Raw genomic sequence first — 13657 nt, 5'->3', positions numbered from 1 at the left:
AATCCCGATTCCTGTTAGGATTAACCTGTGAATCACGTCACCACCGCGCCACCACCTCGGCGTCTGCGCGCGGACGCCGCCCGCAATCAGCAGCGCATCATCGCGGCCGCCCGCGAGTTGTTCGCCGACCGCGGCCTGGAGGTCACGCTCGACGACGTGGCCGAACGCGCCGGAGTCGGCGTCGGCACGGTCTACCGCCGCTTCGCCAACAAGCAGGAGCTCATCTCCGAGGTCTTCGACACCATGGTCACCGAGCTGGCCGGGGCCGTGGACACGGCGCTGCACCACGCGGATCCGTGGGAGGGCCTGGTCGATCTGTTCGAGTACTCGTGCCGGCACATCGCGGTCAACCGCGGTTTCGGCGAGGTCATCCTCGAACTGCACGACAGCATGGACCGCTTCTGCGTCATGAAGGACCGCATCCGACCCGGCATGACCGCGGTCATCCAGCGCGCCAAGGACGCGGGCGCGCTGCAGCCCGAGATCGAGGCGGGTGATTTCTTCGCCCTGGTGAACATGGTCGACGGCATCGCCGGGTTCGCCCGGCCGGTGAATCCCGATGTCTGGGAGCGCTATATGGCGCTGATTCTCAACGGTGTCCGCGGCGACGGCGTGCCGCGCATGCCGCTCACTCAACCGCCCTTGACCGAAGACGAGGTGGAACGGGCGAAAGCCGCGGCGTGCCCGCCGCGCAAACGGTAGCGCACATCACACCGAACCCTTAGAGTTGGTCGCATGACCAACTCTTGGGCGAACTGGGCCGGGGATCAGCGCTGTACTCCGGCATCCATTGCCGAACCGAGCTCGCCCGAGGAAGTCGCGGCAGTACTCGCAGCAGCCGAGGCCGACGGCCACACCGTCCGGGTCGCCGGATCGGGGCATTCGTTCACCGAGACCGTGCTCACCGACGGCACGCTGATGCGGCTGAACAAGCTGGACAAGATCCTGAGCGTCGATCGAGCCACCGGCCTGGTCCGCGCCGAGGCGGGCATCACGCTCAATGCCGCCAGCAATGCCCTGCACCCGATGGGTCTGGCCTTCCCCAATCTCGGCGACATCGACGTGCAGTCGATCGCGGGCGCGACCGCGACCGGCACCCACGGCACCGGGTCCAAGCTGCAGAACCTCTCGGCCGCACTGCATTCGGTGGAGCTCATGCTCGCCGACGGCAGCCGGGTCGAGCTCAACGAGCAGACCGATCCCGACGGCTGGCGCGCCGCGCGGGTGAACGTGGGCGCGCTCGGCGTGGTGACCGCCGTGACCCTGCAGATGGTCCCGTCGTTCGTGCTCGAGGGCGTCGAGCGGCCGCTGCCGCTCGAGGAGATCCTGGCCGACCTGGACACCTACGTCGACGGCAACGAGCACTTCGAGTTCTACATGTTCGCGCACAGCCCGCTGGCGATGACCAAGCGCAACAACCGGGTCGACCTGCCCGAGCAGCCGCGCGGCAAGGCCGTGGACTGGTTCTCGGACATTCTCATGACCAACTACACCTTCGACGCCCTGTGCCGCCTGACCCGTCGCCGCCCGAGCCTGATCCCCACGGTCCAGCGCTCCGTGGCCTACGCGGGCAGCTACCGACGCCAGGTCGAGCGCTCCTACCGAGTCTTCGCCAGCCCCCGCCTGTTCCGCTTCACCGAGATGGAATACGCACTGCCGCGCGAACATTCGGCCGACGCCATCCGCGAGATCAAGGAGGTGGCGAGCCACTTCGACACCGCGATGCCGATCGAGGTGCGCTGGGTCGCCCCCGACGACGCCTTCCTGTCCCCCGCCGGCGGCCGCGAGACCTGCTACATCGCCGTGCACCAGTACCAGGGCATGAACTACGAGCCGTATTTCCGTGCCTGCGAACGCGTCTTCGATCGCTACAACGGCCGCCCGCACTGGGGCAAGCGGCACTTCCAGACCGCCGAAACCCTGCGCGAGCGCTACCCGGACTGGGAGCGCTTCGCCGAGGTCCGCCGCCGCTTCGATCCGAAGGGCCGCTTCACCAACGCCTACATCGAGCGCGTGCTCGGCCCGGTCGCCTGACAACTCGGCCCGTCGCCCGACAGCCCCCACGAGTTGGACAAACGGACTAGTATCGGTTGCTGAAAGATCGCTGCATCTGCCCGAGCGTGACCAACGCAAGGAGGTTCCGATGTCTTCTTTCGGCGACAAGATGAACGAGGCCGGTGACCAGGCGCGCGAAGCCGCCGACCAGGCCCGCGAAAACGTGCAGGGCGCCATGAACGACGCCCAGTCCGGGGCCGAGCACCTGAAGGAAAGGCTCGAACACGCCGGCGAGGACGTGAAGGAGAAAGTCGGCGGCTTCATGGACAAGGTCAAGGAGAAACTGGGCGGCGGATCGAAGTAAGGGCCGCCCGACGATGCCGACGAATGACGACTTCCGCGACAACGCCGAGCGCCTGGCCGACGACTTCCGCACCACCGCCGACGACCTGACCACCGACCTCGGGGTCACCGCCGGCGACCTGCGGGCGCGGGGCGAGGCCGTGGCGGGGCAGCTGGCCGAACGCGCCAGCGGCGCCGCCGCCGAACTCGCCGACCGAGCGCAGAACGCGGCCGCCGATCTCGCCGATATGGCGAAGGCATTCGCCGACAAGATCACCCCGGAGGATCTGCAGAGCACCCTGGAACAGGTGCGGGCCAATCTCGACCACGCCGCACAGGACGTGCTGGCCGCGGTCAACGAGGTCGTCACCGCGCTGAAGAACCGGGCCGGAAAGTAGTTCGATCGACCCCGATTCCGGGCCCACGGGCTCGGGGTCGGGGTTGTTTCGTTGATTCGAGCCGACACAGTTGATTCGAGCCGACACAGAGGACACCTCACGTGAGCGCACCGAGCAAGGGCACGTCCGATCCCGTCCCGGCCCACCATCGAATGGCGGTGGAGCCCCGCGTCTTCTGGCCCGCCGCCATCGTCGTCACCGCGTTCACCGTCTACGCCATCGTCTTCCGCGACACCGCGGCCCGCCAGGCGAAGGCCCTGCAGGACAATGTGATCGGCGGCTTCGGCTGGTACTACATCGTGATCGTGAGCCTTTTCGTGGTGTTCGCGATCTGGCTGGGGCTGGGGCGATTCGGCGACATCACCCTCGGCGACGACGGGGAGCGGGCCGAATACTCGATCGGCGCTTGGCTTTCCATGCTGTTCGCGGCGGGCATGGGGATCGGCCTGGTGTTCTGGGGCGTGGCCGAGCCGCTGTTCCACTACCAGGACCCGCGGCCCGGCGTCGGGTCGACGAAGGCGCAGCGCGCGGATTCGGCCATGGTGCAGACCTTCCTGCACTGGGGCATCCATCCCTGGGCCATCTACGTGGTCGTCGGCCTGGCCATCGCGTACTCGATCCACCGCAAGGGCCGCCCGGTCTCCATCCGCTGGTCGCTGGAATCGCTTGTGGGCGACCGTATTCGCGGCTGGCGCGGGGACGTCATCGACGTGGTGGCGGTGATCGGCACGGTCTTCGGCGTGGCGACCTCGCTGGGGCTGGGCGTGCTGCAGATCTCGGCGGGGCTGAATTACCAAGGCTGGCTGCACGAACCGGGCAAGGGCTTGCAGGTGGTGCTGATCGTCGGGGTCACCGCGCTGGCCACGGTCTCGGTGGCGACCGGCGTGGACAAGGGCATCAAGCTGCTCTCGCAGGCGAACATGGGCGTGGCCGGAATGCTGCTGCTCTACGTGCTGATCGCGGGGCCGACGCTTTTCATCGTCAACGACCTGGTGCAGAACATCGGGCAATACCTGCAGACGCTGCCGAAGATCAGCCTCTACACCGGCGCGACCGAAGGTTCGGAGGGAACGGCCTGGACCAAGCAGTGGACGGTCTTCTACTGGGGCTGGTGGATCAGCTGGGCGCCGTTCGTCGGCGTCTTCATCGCGCGCATCTCCCGCGGCCGCACGGTGCGCGAGTTCGTGGCGGGCGTGCTGCTGGTGCCGACCCTGCTGACCTTCGTCTGGTTCGCGGTCTTCGGCGGCGCGGGCCTGCACCGCGAAATGTTCGGCGGCGGTGGACTGGTCGGCCCGGACGGACCCGATCGTGACAGCGCTCTCTTCGCACTGCTCAACACATTGCCCGGCGGTTCGGTCACCGCGGGCCTGGCGATCCTGGTGATCGTGCTGTTCTTCGTCACCTCCGCCGATTCGGGCGCGCTGGTGGTGAACATGCTCTCCTCGGGCGGCAATCCCGAGCCCCCGACCTGGAGTCGCGCCTTCTGGACCTGCGCGCAAGGCGCGGTAGCGGTCGCATTGCTGGTGGCCAGCGGCACCGGCGCTTCGGCGCTGACCACCCTGCAGACCGTGGCCATTCTCATAGCCCTGCCGTTCAGTGTCGTCATGCTCGCGATGTGTGCCGCGTTGGTGAGAACCTTCCGCGCGGAGGCCCCTTAGACTCCACAATCAGAAGATTACGAATACGTCTCGGATTGGATGAACGCAGCGTCATGCTCAAGGGTTTCAAAGATTTCCTGATGAAGGGCAATGTGATCGATCTCGCGGTCGCGGTCGTGATGGGCACGGCCTTCACCGCCATCGTCACCTCGGTGACGAAAGGGCTGATCGAGCCGCTGCTGGCAATCCTGGGCGGCAACAAGGAATACGGTCTGGGATTCCAGATCATCGCCGACAAGCCGTCCACCTTCGTGGCGCTCGGCCCGATCATCAGCGCCGCCGTCAACTTCGTCTGCGTGGCCGCGGTCCTCTACTTCGTCCTCATCCTGCCGATGAACACGATCAAGAACCGGCTCAGCAAGCCCACCGAGGTGAAGGCCGATCCCACCGAGCTGGAACTGCTCACCGAGATCCGCGACCTGCTCGCCAAGCAGCACGTGAACAAGTAGCTCCGCGACCCTCGAGTAGGCTTAGCCAGGTTGTTGCCACAAGCTGGCGAAGGTCTAATCGAGGAGGCGGGAAACGTGGCCGGGATCCGATCGCGCTGGGCCATGCTGGCCGTGCTGTGCGCGAGCCTGCTGCTGGTGGCCATGGACGCGACCATCCTGAACGTCGCGTTGCCCTCGCTCATCGACGCCATGGAACCCAGTCCCATGGAACAGCTTTGGATCGTCGACCTCTACGGCCTGGTGCTGGGTGGCCTGCTCATCACCTGCGGCGCGATCAGCGATCGATACGGTCGCAAGCGGTTGTTCCTGGCGGGCTTCATGCTGTTCGGACTCGCCTCGGTGGTCGCGGCGACCGCGACCGAACCGGCACAGCTGATCGCGGGCCGCGCGTTGCTGGGTGTCGGCGGCGCCATGGTGATGCCCTCCACGCTCAGCCTGATTCGCAATATCTTCACCGATGACAAGGAACGCACCCTCGCCATCGGCATCTGGGCCTCGGTGGCGGGCGCGGGCGCGGCCATCGGCCCGCTGGTCGGCGGCCACCTGGTCGAGGCGTTCGGCTGGTCGGCGGCGTTCTGGCTGAACGTGCCCGTCGTGATCATCACGGTGGCCCTGGGTGTGTGGCTGCTGCCCGAGTACAAGGCCCCGCACGAGGGCGGTCTGGACTGGGTGAGCGCGGTCCTGTCGGTGCTCGGCGTCGTCGCCCTCGCGTGGGGCATCAAGCATGTGGCCAAGGGCAATCCGGCCGCGATCGATCTGGTGATCATGGTCGCGGCCTTCGTGCTGCTGGGTCTGTTCGCCTACCGCCAGCTGCGGTCGCCGGATCCGCTGCTGGATGTGCGCCTGTTCAAGAACCGCGCCTTCACCGCCGCCGCGCTGGCCACCCTGCTGGCCATGCTCGCCATCGGCGCGGCGCTGTTCCTGATCTCGTTGTGGCTGCAGTACATCCACGGCTACACGCCGTCGCAGGCCGGTGAGCGCATGCTGCCCGCCGCCATCGCCACCCTGCTCGGTTCGCTGGCCACGCCGTGGCTCATGCAGCGCGTGGGCGTGCGATTCCTCATGGGGTTCGCATTGGGCGCGCTGGCAACGGGTTTCGCGGTGCTGGCCGCGGTGCCCACCACCACCTATCCGATCGTCGCGCTCATCCTGGTCTGCCTCGGCATCGGCGACGGCATCGCCATCACCACGGCCGCCGCGGTGCTGGTGGCCGCGGTCCCGCCCGAGCGCGCGGGTCAGGCGGGCGCGGTGGAGGAGACCAACTACGAACTCGGCATCGGCCTGGGCGTGGCGCTGCTGGGCAGCATTCACGGCCGCCTGTTCACCAGCCACATGACCGGATTGCCCTTGCAGGGCGAGGATCTGGCCGATGCGCGGGGCTCGGTCGGCGGTGCGGCCTATGTCGCCGACAAGATCGGCGGCCCCACCGGCGACCAGGTGCTGAGCATCGCCCAGCACGCCTACGATTCGGCGTTGACCACCACCTCCTGGATCTCGACGGCCATGGTGGGCGCGGTCGCGGTGCTCACGGTGATCTTGGTACCGCGCGGCTTCAAGGCGACCGCCGGACACTGAGTCCTCATGCCAGAGAAACCTTCAATTGGGCCAGTCCGGACCGGATGCGCGCCTTCACCGCGGGCAGACCGATCCCCAGCCGAGCGGCGACCTGGGCATATGTGAGCCCGCCGTAGAACGCCAGCACCACCGACTCCCGCTGATGCGGCGTCAAGGTGGCCAGCCCCCGGCGGATCGCCCGTTCGTCCTGCCGCCGCAGAATCTCCTCGGTCACCACATCGGTGGCGGGGCGGTAATCACAGACGCCCCAACGGTGTTCGTGTCCCGCCGCGCTGCACTCGCGTCGTACCCGGTCCACGGCCTGGTGGTGGGCGAGCGTGGTGAGCCAGGTCAGCGCATTGCCGCGGGTCGGGTCGAACCCGCCCGCGCTGCGCCAGACCTGCAGATAAACCTCATGACATGTCTCCTCGGCATATCCGGTGTCGCACACGATGTTCAGGACCCGGGTGTAGATGAGGCCGCGGGTGCGACGGTAGAGCTCCTCGTAGGCTTCGCGGTCGCCCTCGGCGATCCGGTGGACGAGTTGATCGAATTCGCTGACTCGCCGGGTGCGGCGGGTGACAGGTCGGACGGGGTGGGCCGAATGCGGACGGACTGCCGGGAGGGCAGCGGAAATTTGCGATGGACGTGAGGAATTCACGATCGCCCCCAGGATCGACGGATAGCAGCACAGACTTGCCAAACGAGCCGTCGAGGACTGGGACGGTCGCCAACCGCGCACGGAAATCGGCCGGGGACAGGGGCTTTCGATTCCGCCAGCACACCACCCTACTCCGTGCCGACCAACCGAGCGCCCGATCGATTTAACCTAAAGTTCTTTCCGAAAAACCCGTTGCCGCAGCGGGATGCTCAAATACGCAGGCCCAGTTCGACTATCCCGTGGGCGACCGCGTGCACGGTGACCCGATTGCGGCGGGCGTGCGCGCGGATCAACTCGAACGCCGCGTCGGGCGTGGTGTGATGCGCGTGCGCGAGCACTCCCTTGGCCTGTTCCACCACGATTCGCGTGGTCAGCGCGTGTTGTAGCTGCTCGGTCACCCGCTGGTGGCGCTGGACCAGATTCGCGGTGACGATGTGGCCGGTGGCCATCCCGGCCAGCAGCGTCGCCACCGAGAGATCCTTCCCGGTCCAGTGCCGGGGAGCGCGCGAATACAGGCTCAGCACACCGGCCTCGGTCTCGTCGAGCCGCATGGGCACCGCAGCCACCGAGGAAATGCGATGCTGTCCAGCGAGATTCGCGTACTCGGGCCACATGTCGCCGTAGCTGCCGATATCGGTCACGGTCACCGGGGCTCCGCAGGCGTAGGCCACCACCCCGGGCCCGCGGTCGTAATCACGCTGGCAGACCTCGAGATCCAGCAGCTCCTCCGGGATGCCGCTGAAAAGTTCCGACCGGTCGCCTCCCAATTCTGTGGACAACGCCACCGTCACACCGCCCGGTTCCAGCACATCGATGGCACTGCGCATCAATTCGTCCAGAATCTGCGGCAGTTCGTGGGCCGCGGGTAGCAGCCGGGCGAACCTCGCCAACACCGCCACCAGCAATTCACTGTCGGACACCGCCATCACCCCGCATCGGTGGACCTGCGGAGTCCACCACGAAAGTATTTCTGTGCCGCTCTTGCCGTCAGCTCATGGTATTTGCCGGGCCGGGTATCGCGGAACCGTTGCGCTCATTCCGCCTCGATTCGAATCTCGCGCTCCACCACCCGCCGTGCCACCTCCACCAGCGAAAGCCCGTGCGTGAACGCGTATCCGCGCAGGCGGGCGTAGGCGTCGGCGATCTCGATACCCAGCTGGGCGCTGGTCATGCCCGCGGCCTGATGAATCCAGCGGCTGGACAACGGCTGTGCCCACTGCCGCGCGTCGTCGCCGGTGGCCAGCACCAGGCTCGCCGTCACCAGATCGGCGATGTGCAAGGCCGCCGACAACAGCCGCGGCCCCGGCCGCCCGAGCGAATCGCGGTAGAGATCCACCGCGCCGAGCCGAATCGAGCCCAGCCGCAACGGCACCGCGAACATCGACCCGGTGACCGGCGCGGCCGCCAGCGCCTCCGCGAAGCCGGGCCAGTGCTCACAATCCGCGCTCAGCTCGTGGACCATCACCGGCACCCCGCCGACCACGGCCGTGACCGCGGGCCCCTCCCCCGCGGTGGCCTGCGCGAGCTCCACCCGCGCGGCGAATTCGTCACTGGCGCACCAGGGTTGCATGCCGGCGTCGCGCTCCTCCAGCACGATGGCGGCACGGCGCACCGGCAGCACCCGCACGCACGCGGCGCACACCGCCCCGAGTCCGCCGCCGGCATCACGCACGGCGCGCAGGAACTGTCCAGTCAGCTGATCGAACTGCGACGAAGCCATCACCATCGAACCGCCCCACAATCATCGCCCGGCGATGAGTTATTCGGTGCCCAGCGCCAGTATCACTGTCACAGCTCGACAACAAACAGGGCCGAAAGTCACTGTGCGTGGCTGGATTCCACGCGGTGCGGCACGCCGAGGCGGTAGAGCCCGCGCAGGTCGTAGGTGTGTGTGGCGACCGCACCCAGCAGCAGACCGAAGCTCAACCCGAACAGCGTCATCCAGATGCCCGTGCTCAGCCCGGCCTCCAGATGCCCGTCGAAGAACAGGATCGCACGCACCGACAGATAGATCTGGTGCATCGGCTCGAAACTTGACAGCGACGCGATCCAGCGCGGAATCGCCTCGACCGGAATCGATCCCGAGGAGGAGGGCAGGCCCAGCACCACGAACACGATCATGTTGATCAGCAGGCCCATGGTGCCGAAGGCTGCCAGCACCGAGAGCCCGGTGACCGCGACGGCGATGACGGCCAGCGTGCCGTACAGGAACAGCGGCAGCGGCTGGTCGATCGGCATGCCGAACAGTGTCGCGATGCCCATGAACATGCCGGAGAGAACCGGCGCGGTGAGCGCGGCGATGGCCCATTTCACCAGTAGCGTGCGCCAGCGGCTGATCGCCGCCGGCTCGGGCGCGCGGAACCACGGCCCGTACTCGGCCGGGAGGAAACCGAGCACATTGTCGACCATCGAGTGAATGATCATCGCGCCGCTGAACCCCGCGAACAGCAGCACCAGGGTATAGAAGAAGGCCGAGAGTCCCTGCCCGGTCCCCGCGGGCAGCGGCCGGTACGGACTGACGACCACATCGATGGGCTTGGCCAGCTCGAGTCGTGCCGCACCGGTCAGCTCGGTGGACACCTTGCCCTTCACCTGATCGGTGAGCTGCGCCCCCACGGTCGTATTCACCTGTGCCATGGCCCGATCGGTGATGCGCTGCATGATCGAGGAGGCGTAGGTGCCCGCCCGCGGATTGGTCTGCACGGTGATCACCGGCCGCTCCACGTCGCCGGGCACCACCGCGGCCGCCCCGAGGATCGACAGCCGCTTGGTGAAGTCGCCGGGAATGATGATCGCGCCGTAGACCTGGCCGTTGCTCAGCTGCTGCCGGGCGTCGTTGATCCCGACGAGGCGCAGATCGATCTTCTCCGACGGGATCCGCTGCACGATCGCGTCGGTGATCTGGTCGCCGACATTGACGGTCTTGCCGTCCATCACGTCACCGACGTCCTGGTTGACCAGGGCGACCGGGAAGTCGTGCAGGTTCTTCTCCGGGTCGGAGGTGTAGCCGAGGTACATGGTGCCGATCAGCGCCGCGAGCAAGGTCAGCACGACCATCGGGCCGATCCAGCCACGCAGCGGAACGCTGGTGGGCGCACTCTCTTCTGCCATGCGAAAAAATGTAGGCATCGACAACAAAGTAGTCAATGCCAACATCCCTGACTGTGTCCTATATCCTGCTCTCACCATGAGTATCGCCAAGCGCAAGGCCCGCGAAGTGGTCGAGCGCGCGCGGTCCTACCACCACGGAGACCTGCGCGCCGAGCTCCTCCGCCGCGCCGAGGAGACACTCGGCAAGGCGGGCGTCGACGGCCTGTCGCTGCGCCAGCTCGCCCGCGACACCGGTGTCAGCCACGCCGCGCCCAGCCGGCATTTCCGCGACAAACAGGCCCTGCTGGACGCGCTCACCGTCGCCGGTTTCGAGCGGCTCGGCGCGGGCTTCGAAAAAGCCGCCGCCACCGGCACTTTCCTGGAGCGCCTGCGCGCCCTGGCCGAGACCTACCTGCGCTTCGCCATCGACAATCCGGCCCTGCTGGCCCTCATGTTCGCCCGCAAGAACGGTCCCAGCGCCGCCATCGGCGAGGCCGCCGCCCGCGCGTTCACCGTGCCGCTGGAGATGGTGGCCGAGGCGCAGGCCCAGGGCGAGGTGGTACCCGGCGAGCCGCGCGGCATCTGCCTGTCGGCGGTGGCGGCACTGCACGGACTGGCCGCCATCCTGGGCTCGGGCCTGGTCGACGCGACCGAGGCCGACACCCTCTTCGACGAGATGGTCGGCCACATGATGGATGGTTTGCGTCCGCGTCGCTGATGCGCCCGTAACCTTTCGGGCGTGGCAATCGAGAAACGACAGTGACGATCGAAGGTAGGCAGTACGGCGGACGCGCCGTGACCGAACGAAAAGCCGAACGCCGGCAGCGTTTCCTCGACGCGGCGATCCGCATCTTCGGTGAGCGCGGCTACGCCAATTGTTCGCTGGCCGACGTGTGCGCGGCCGCCGGACTGTCCAAACGCCAGTTCTACGAGGAGTTCCAGACCCGCGAGGACGTCCTGGTCGCGGCCTACGACCAGATCCAGGACCAGGCCGGGGCCGCACTGGCCACGGCATTGAGCACCATGGGATCGGACCCGGATCCGACCGAGACCGTGACGCAGGCCCTCTCGGGCTTCCTCGGCTCCATCGGGTCGGACCCGCATCGAGCCAAGGTCGCCTTCGTCGAGGTCGTCGGCGTCAGCGAGCGCATGGAGCAGCACCGCCGCGAGCGCCGCCACGCCTGGACCGACATCATCCGCCTGGCGGTGCCGCCGCTGGCCGGCACCAACGCCGCCATCCGGGGCAATCCGGAACTCGCGGCCAGCGCCCTGATCGGCGCGATCAACGGCCTGGCGCACGAATGGCTGCTGTCCGAGCCCCGGCCGCCGGTGAGCGATCTGGTGGAAGTGCTCGTCCCCATGGCGGTTTCGCTGATCCTGCGCGAGCCGAGCTAGCCCATCAACCGCCGCATGAAGTAGGTGTACTCCAGAGCGCTCGTGTGGGCCTTCTCGTCGTTGTTCGCCCCCGCGCCATGACCGCCCTGGGTCGCCTCGTAGAACAAATAGGGATCGCCGTATTCGGCCAGTCGGGCCGCGAACTTCCGCGCGTGCTGTGGCCCGACCCGATCGTCCTTGGTGGTGGTCCAGACCAGCGGCTCGGGGTATTTCACGCCTTTCTTCACTTGCGCATAGGGCGAGATCGATGCGAGGAAGGCCCGCTCGTCCGGATTCGACACCGACCCGTACTCGCCCACCCACGATGCGCCCGCCGCGATCCGCTCGTAGCGGAGCATGTCCAGTAGCGGAACCTGAATGTCCACGGCGTTGAACAGCTCCGGATGCTGGGTGAGCTCGACGCCCATGAGCAGCCCGCCGTTCGACCCGCCCTGAATGCCCAGCCGTCGCGGCGAGGTGATCTTCCGCGCGACCAGATCCTGCGCCACCGCCGCGAAATCGTCGAATGCCCGCTGCCGATGCGTCTTCAACGCCGCGTCGTGCCACGCGGGGCCGTACTCGCCGCCGCCCCGGATGTTCGCGATCACGTACGCGCCGCCGTGCTCGAGCCACGATTTGCCCAGCAGCCCGTTGTAGCTCGGCGTGACCGAGGACGCGAACCCGCCGTAGGCGTACAGGATCGTCGGCGTGCTGCCGTCGTAGGGCAGAGCGGCCGGGTGCACGATGAAATACGGCACCTTCGTGCCGTCGGGCGAGGTGGCCATCAGCTGTTCGACCGCCAGGCGCGACGAATCGAACCGGGCCGGTGCGGTTTTCAACTGGCTCACCCGCCCACTGTTCGCGTCGAGACTCCAGATGGTCGACGGGGTGAGCATCGAGGTGACCGACAGATAGGCCGCTTCGCCGTGCGAATCGGCATCGATTCCGGAGATGGTCGCATTGTCCGGCAGGGGAACCGGCGTGGAGGTCCAGCCACCGTCCGGCTGCGGGGTGTAGACGGTGGCGCGCCCCTTCACGTCGTAGAGCGAGGTCGCCACGACATGGCCGTGGGTCGTCATCACCTCGTTCAAGGTCTCCTGCGGTCCGGGCTCGTACACCAGCGTGGCCGTGAGCCGGTCGGGGTGCGCGGTCAGTTCGTCGGCGTCCAGCGAGATCAGCGATCCGGACTTGAAACTCTTCCCACCGGTATCCCAATCCTGTTGCAGCGCAACCAGTACCCGATTGCCTACCATGCCCTGGAGAACGGACTTCGACGGCAGCGCGACCCGTGTGCCACTGATCAGACCGACCTGGGACTCGTAGAACGACGGCCTGCGCACCACCAGGTTCAGCCGCCGCCCGTCACCGTTGTCCAGCGACACCGCCGCGGTGGCGAGCGCATCGGTCGCCGCCCCGCGCGCCACCTCCACCGCCTGATCCGGACTCTGCCCGCGCCGCAGCCGCTTCACCACATACGCGTACCCGGAGGTGGTCTTCTCCCCCGGCTGCCATTCCCGGGACACCAGCAGGGTGTCGGCGTCCTCCCAGCTGACGTTCTGCTTGCCACGGTCGAGCACGAAGCCGCCGTCCACGAACTTCCCGGTGCCCAGGTCGAATTCGCGCACGGTGACGGCGTCCTCACCGCCATCGGAGAGCTGCACCAGGCAGCGCGAATGCGACACCGGATCGCAGCGCATCCCCTTCCAGACCCAGTTCTTGCCCTCGTCCCGGGCCAGGGCGTCCAGATCCAGCACGGTCCGCCATGCCGGTTGCGGCGATTCGTAATCCGCGACCGTCGTCTCCCGCCAGACCCCCCGCTGATGCTCGGCGTCCTGCCAGAAGTTGCCGATCATCCCGTCGTGGAACTCCGGCACCGGCAAGCGATCCGAGGCGTTCGCCAGCGCCTTGGCCTGCGCGAAGTTGTCGGCGTAGCGCGGATCCTGCTCCAGCACGCCGAGGGTCTTCGCGTTCTCTGCCGACACCCAGGCATCGACCCGCGGGCCGCTCACCTCTTCGAGCCACTGATACGGATCGCTCTCCGCCGTCGAGCCGCCGCACGCGGTCAGCAGCAATGCTGCGAATCCCGCGGCGGCGGCGCGGATTCCCGTTTTCGGCCGAACCATGAAATCCCCCATC

The 13657-nt window shown here is 67.4% G+C and carries 14 protein-coding genes; 9 read left to right on the top strand and 5 right to left on the bottom strand.

What is annotated here, in order from left to right; translation table 11 throughout:
• Window positions 1-27: 27 nt before the first annotated feature.
• From GPX89_RS29160 to GPX89_RS29130, 7 genes are all read left to right on the top strand, one after another.
• Window positions 28-702 (top strand): TetR/AcrR family transcriptional regulator, encoded by a 675-nt coding sequence (locus tag GPX89_RS29160; RefSeq protein ID WP_328602433.1) that lies wholly within the window; start codon window positions 28-30, stop codon window positions 700-702.
• A 33-nt stretch (window positions 703-735) separates the two neighbouring features.
• Window positions 736-2034 (top strand): D-arabinono-1,4-lactone oxidase, encoded by a 1299-nt coding sequence (locus GPX89_RS29155; RefSeq protein WP_157390891.1) that lies wholly within the window; start codon window positions 736-738, stop codon window positions 2032-2034.
• A gap of 109 nt (window positions 2035-2143) precedes the next feature.
• Window positions 2144-2359, top strand: a complete 216-nt coding sequence (locus tag GPX89_RS29150; protein ID WP_157390890.1) for a hypothetical protein — start codon at window positions 2144-2146, stop codon at window positions 2357-2359.
• 13 nt (window positions 2360-2372) lie between these two features.
• The gene (locus tag GPX89_RS29145; RefSeq protein ID WP_157390889.1) at window positions 2373-2735 is read left to right on the top strand and encodes a hypothetical protein; all 363 of its coding nucleotides are present in this window, start codon (window positions 2373-2375) and stop codon (window positions 2733-2735) included.
• A 101-nt stretch (window positions 2736-2836) separates the two neighbouring features.
• Window positions 2837-4393 carry a BCCT family transporter gene (locus tag GPX89_RS29140; RefSeq protein ID WP_198347644.1) on the top strand — a complete coding sequence of 519 codons (1557 nt, stop codon included), beginning with the start codon at window positions 2837-2839 and terminating at the stop codon, window positions 4391-4393.
• A gap of 35 nt (window positions 4394-4428) precedes the next feature.
• Window positions 4429-4842 (top strand): large conductance mechanosensitive channel protein MscL, encoded by a 414-nt coding sequence (gene mscL, locus GPX89_RS29135; protein WP_407939497.1) that lies wholly within the window; start codon window positions 4429-4431, stop codon window positions 4840-4842.
• 75 nt (window positions 4843-4917) lie between these two features.
• Window positions 4918-6417, top strand: a complete 1500-nt coding sequence (locus GPX89_RS29130) for an MFS transporter (RefSeq protein WP_328602432.1) — start codon at window positions 4918-4920, stop codon at window positions 6415-6417.
• Window positions 6418-6421: 4 nt separating this feature from the next.
• Here GPX89_RS29130 and GPX89_RS29125 read toward each other — a convergent pair whose 3' ends face one another.
• From GPX89_RS29125 to GPX89_RS29110, 4 genes are all read right to left on the bottom strand, one after another.
• The gene (locus GPX89_RS29125; protein WP_328602431.1) at window positions 6422-7057 is read right to left on the bottom strand and encodes a sigma-70 family RNA polymerase sigma factor; all 636 of its coding nucleotides are present in this window, start codon (window positions 7055-7057) and stop codon (window positions 6422-6424) included.
• Window positions 7058-7266: 209 nt separating this feature from the next.
• Window positions 7267-7977, bottom strand: coding sequence for a GAF and ANTAR domain-containing protein (locus tag GPX89_RS29120; RefSeq protein ID WP_198347643.1), 711 nt, complete (start codon window positions 7975-7977; stop codon window positions 7267-7269).
• A gap of 113 nt (window positions 7978-8090) precedes the next feature.
• Window positions 8091-8777: a GAF and ANTAR domain-containing protein gene (locus GPX89_RS29115; protein ID WP_157390887.1), complete on the bottom strand. Its 687-nt coding sequence runs from the start codon at window positions 8775-8777 to the stop codon at window positions 8091-8093.
• 98 nt (window positions 8778-8875) lie between these two features.
• Window positions 8876-10168 carry a YhgE/Pip domain-containing protein gene (locus GPX89_RS29110; protein ID WP_157390886.1) on the bottom strand — a complete coding sequence of 431 codons (1293 nt, stop codon included), beginning with the start codon at window positions 10166-10168 and terminating at the stop codon, window positions 8876-8878.
• A 76-nt stretch (window positions 10169-10244) separates the two neighbouring features.
• Here GPX89_RS29110 and GPX89_RS29105 point away from each other — a divergent pair, with 76 nt between their 5' ends.
• Window positions 10245-10865, top strand: coding sequence for a TetR/AcrR family transcriptional regulator (locus GPX89_RS29105; RefSeq protein WP_157390885.1), 621 nt, complete (start codon window positions 10245-10247; stop codon window positions 10863-10865).
• 77 nt (window positions 10866-10942) lie between these two features.
• Window positions 10943-11542, top strand: a complete 600-nt coding sequence (locus tag GPX89_RS29100) for a TetR/AcrR family transcriptional regulator (RefSeq protein ID WP_328602430.1) — start codon at window positions 10943-10945, stop codon at window positions 11540-11542.
• Here the strand turns inward: GPX89_RS29100 and GPX89_RS29095 are convergent.
• Window positions 11539-13644 (bottom strand): prolyl oligopeptidase family serine peptidase, encoded by a 2106-nt coding sequence (locus GPX89_RS29095; protein ID WP_157390884.1) that lies wholly within the window; start codon window positions 13642-13644, stop codon window positions 11539-11541. The genes GPX89_RS29100 and GPX89_RS29095 overlap by 4 nt on opposite strands.
• Window positions 13645-13657 lie beyond the last annotated feature (13 nt).

This window comes from Nocardia terrae, assembly GCF_009760405.1.
Taxonomy (GTDB): domain Bacteria; phylum Actinomycetota; class Actinomycetes; order Mycobacteriales; family Mycobacteriaceae; genus Nocardia; species Nocardia terrae.
Note: the sequence above shows the minus strand (reverse complement) of the source record. Positions and strands in the feature narration are given on the sequence as shown.